Origin of the sequence: Mesorhizobium sp. M5C.F.Ca.IN.020.29.1.1, from assembly GCF_003997375.1 — a bacterium.
Taxonomy (GTDB): domain Bacteria; phylum Pseudomonadota; class Alphaproteobacteria; order Rhizobiales; family Rhizobiaceae; genus Mesorhizobium; species Mesorhizobium wenxiniae.
In genome coordinates this window covers 1-3772 of the sequence record NZ_RZSW01000581.1, presented here as the reverse complement: position 1 = coordinate 3772, position 3772 = coordinate 1, and the positions used below count along the sequence as shown (strand labels likewise).

Sequence of the window (3772 nt, the reverse complement as noted above, 5' to 3'; positions counted from 1 at the left end):
GTGTGGATGGTTGCGCTCGCCGGATGCAGCGCCACGATGCCGGCAAAAGCCTCTTCCACACACCAGTCGAGCGACACATCCGGCCGGTTGCGGCGCGCATCCTCGACGGCCGGAAAGGTGTGGATGACGTCACCCATCGAGGATGTCTTGACGATGAGCACCCTCATGCGGCGGCCGGCATTTCCAGCAGCCGTTCCGCCGCTGCCGCGACCTGTGCAACCTCGAGCGTGTTCAGGCAATTGAGATGGCTGAGCGGGCAGATTTTCCGGTGGCAGGGCGAACAGGACAGGCCGAGCCAGACCAGTTCGCGCTGCTCGGCGAGGGGCGGCGTATTCTGCGGCGAGGTCGAGCCGTAGACGGCAACGATCGGCGTGCCGACTGCGGCGGCAACATGCATCAGCCCACTGTCGTTCGACACCGCAAGCCTGGCCGCGGCGATCAGGTCGATGGCGTCCTCCAGCCGCGTCTGGCCGGCGAGATCGACGACGCCAGGTGCAAGCGTGGCGATTTCCGCCGTTACGTCGGCGTCGTTCTTCGACCCGAACAGCGCGACCTCAAAACCTTTGGCCATCATGTCGCGGGCAAGGCCGGCATAGCGTTCGCTCGGCCAGCGTTTGGCCGGGCCGAATTCGGCGCCGGGCATCAGCGCGACGAATTTTTTCGCCTCCAGCCCGAAGCGGCCCAGCAATTCCGCCTGGTTTTTTGTATCGACAGCGAGCTTGGGAGCGCGGAACGTGCCCCCTCGCGCGAGGCCGAAATAGGCCTGCGCCGTGCGCCGTTTCAAATGGTCGGGCAAGGGAACGATATCGGTCAGCAGCCCGTAGCGCATTTCTTTGAGATGGCCGACGCGGCGCGGAATGCGGGCAAAGAACGGGACGAGCGCCGACTTCCAGCTCCCAGGCATGACATAGGCGATGCCGTAGTGGCCGCGCAGCAGGCGGCCGAAGCGCCTTCGCATGCGGAATTCCAGCGCGCCGGATTTCAGCGGCAGATCGATCTGCTGGCGTATTTCGGGCATGCGCTTGACCAGTGGCGCCGCCCATGCCGGGGCCAGCACATCGATCGCGGCGTTCGGGTGAAGCTCTCTTAGTGCCGAGAACAGGCACTGCGCCATCACCATGTCGCCCACCCAGCGTGGGCCGATCACGAGGATCGTTGGGCTTTCAGCCATTCGACATAGTCTCTGACGCCGGTTTCCACTGTGCGAAACTGACCATTGTAACCGGCGGCGCGCAACCGGGACATATCAGCTTGCGTAAAACTCTGGTAGCTTCCCTTCAGGTGGTCGGGGAAGTCGATGAATTCGATCTCGCCTTTGCCCAGCGTGCCGATCACCGTTTCGGCTATGGCGCGGAACGGCTGGGCAAGGCCGGTGCCGCAGTTGAAGATGCCGCTTGAGCCCCGTTTCCATAGCCACAGATTGACCTCGGCGACATCGCCGGCATGGATGAAATCGCGGCTCTGCTCGCCAGGTCCGAAACCGTCATAGGCGCCGAACAGTTTCGGGTTCTGGCCTTGCTCGACCTGATTGAACAGATGGAAGGCGACCGAGGCCATGGCGCCCTTATGCGCCTCGCGCGGTCCATAGACGTTGAAATAGCGCAGGCCCGCAACCGGCGAATGATCGGTATCGAAGACGGTGCGGCGGACATAGTCGTCGAACAGCTTCTTTGAATAGGCATAGACATTGAGCGGGCGTTCGCATTCCGGCTCCTCGCGAAACTCGGCGCCGCCGCCATAGACCGAGGCTGAGGAGGCGTAGAGGAAAGGCACCCGCAGTGCCAGGCAGGCATGCAGCAGCCGCTTCGAATAAGCGTAGTTTACCTGCATCATGAACTTGCCGTTCCATTCGGTGGTCGTCGAGCAGGCGCCCTGGTGGAAGACGGCCTCGATGCGGCCGAGGTCCCCGGCCTCAATCCGCGGCAGGAAATCGTCCTTGTCGAGATAATCGGCGATCTGCAGGTCGGCGAGATTGGCAATCTTGTGGCCGTCGGTCAGGTCGTCGACGACGACGATGTCGCTGATCCCTTCGGCATTGAGCGCGGCGACGATGTTGGAGCCGATCATGCCGGCGCCGCCCGTGACGATGATCATGAAAGCCTCTGGTATCTCGTGCCAATTCCGGCCCTTATAGGGGAGGCTTGCGGGGCTGTCGATAAAGCAGGTCGCAATCCGGCGGTTGGGAGAGCGCCACAGTGCCGCCGCAAAGCTTTCGCTTCAGTCGGCGATCCACCGGCGAGGCACGACAGGAGCAAGGATAATGCCGTCGACCGAACTGCTTATCGCCTTTTTCGCCACCACGGCGATCTTTGCCTACATCCCCGGTCCGGCGATGCTTTACGCTGCTGCGCAAACCATGGCGCGGGGCCGCTGGTCCGGCCTGACGGCGGCGTTGGGTATCCATCTTGGCGGCTATGTGCACGTCGTCGCCGCCGCTGCCGGGTTGTCCGTGCTTTTCCACGCCGTGCCGACGCTCTACATCGCGGTCAAGCTGGCCGGCGCACTCTATCTGATCTGGCTGGGTGTGTCGCTGTTTCGCGCCAGGGTGCAAGACGATGCTGTCATGCCTGGTATTGAGCCGAAATCCGCCCGCCGCGCCTTTTTCGAGAGTATCACCGTCGAGGTGCTCAATCCCAAGACTGCAATCTTTTTCATGGCGTTCCTGCCACAATTCATCGACGCGTCCGCGACGTTTCCCGTCTGGCTCCAATTCCTCGTCCTCGGGACGATCGTCAATCTGATGTTCTCTTCGGCGGATGTCATGTGCGTGGTGCTGGCAGGTGCGCTGGTCACCAAGCTGCGGCGCTCGAGCCACGCGCAGCGCCTCATGCGGCGTGCGGGCGGTGCGGTGCTCGTCGGATTGGGCGTTCATGTGGCTTTGCAGAAAAGCTGATCCGTCAACCGGCGTTGGCTGTGGTCCGTTCGATGCCTGCCGTTGCGCTGGACCGAATTGCGGTATATCGGCTTCGCCATGAACGACCAGCCCGCCAGTCCAGCGCTTTCACAGCTTGGGGACCGGCTCTCATTGCACGTCGCGGATGACATGAGCGAGCAATACCTGCCTTCTCCCGAACCCCTTCACCGCGCCATCTCGCGATTCGGCAAAGTCACCGTGCTGGTGGTCGGCGACTTCATTCTCGACCGTTTCGTCAACGGCGTCATCGAGCGGATTTCGCCTGAAGCGCCCATTCCGGTGCTGCGCGGGCGTGGCGAAACGTCGGCGATGGGCGGCGCCGGCAATGTCGTCGCCAACATCGTCTCGCTCGGGGCCACCGCGATACCGGTCTCGGTGATCGGCGCCGATCAGGCCGGCGTCAATCTGATGCGCATTCTCGCCGAGTTTGGCGTCGACACTGGCGGCCTCGCGCAGGACGCGAACCGGATGACCTCGTCGAAAAGCCGCTTCAGCGCGCTCAACCAGCAGGTGCTGCGCTTCGACGAAGAGGAAATCAAGCCGCTGGGCGACGCTGAGCGAGCAACGCTGGTCCGGCATTTCCGCGCCGCGCTCGCGCAAGCCGACATCGTTATCCTGTCCGACTACGGCAAGGGCATGTTGCTCGACGGCGTCGCCGGCGAGCTGATCTCGATCTGCCGCCAGGCGGGAAAACCGGTGCTCGTCGACCCCAAGGGCCGCGATTATGCGTGCTATGCCGGGGCGACGGCGATCACGCCCAATCGCAAGGAACTCGGCGAAGCGGTCGGACGCGCGGTGTTTGGCGATGACGAGATCGTGGCCGCGGCACGTGAGCTGATCTCGGCACACGGCTTCGAT

4 protein-coding genes and 1 pseudogene are annotated in these 3772 nt (G+C 63.3%); 2 read left to right on the top strand and 3 right to left on the bottom strand.

What is annotated here, in order from left to right:
- The 3 genes and pseudogenes from EOA85_RS39450 to rfaD all read right to left on the bottom strand — a co-directional run.
- Positions 1 to 167 (bottom strand): annotated as a pseudogene (locus tag EOA85_RS39450) (lipopolysaccharide heptosyltransferase I); the annotation flags it as partial.
- Positions 164 to 1171, bottom strand: coding sequence for a lipopolysaccharide heptosyltransferase II (waaF, locus tag EOA85_RS30065; RefSeq protein WP_095519149.1), 1008 nt, complete (start codon positions 1169 to 1171; stop codon positions 164 to 166). The gene waaF and the pseudogene EOA85_RS39450, both read right to left, overlap by 4 nt.
- A complete protein-coding gene (gene rfaD / locus EOA85_RS30060) occupies positions 1144 to 2094 on the bottom strand; it encodes an ADP-glyceromanno-heptose 6-epimerase (protein ID WP_127212163.1) in 951 nt (316 codons plus the stop codon). The genes waaF and rfaD overlap by 28 nt, the downstream gene beginning before the upstream one ends.
- Before the next feature lie 166 nt (positions 2095 to 2260).
- On the opposite strand from rfaD, the gene EOA85_RS30055 reads away from it, so the two are divergent.
- A complete protein-coding gene (locus EOA85_RS30055; protein ID WP_127212162.1) occupies positions 2261 to 2893 on the top strand; it encodes a LysE family translocator in 633 nt (210 codons plus the stop codon).
- Between the two features lie 150 nt (positions 2894 to 3043).
- The coding region (locus EOA85_RS30050) for a PfkB family carbohydrate kinase (protein ID WP_245486138.1) at positions 3044 to 3772 on the top strand (729 nt) is incomplete at its 3' end.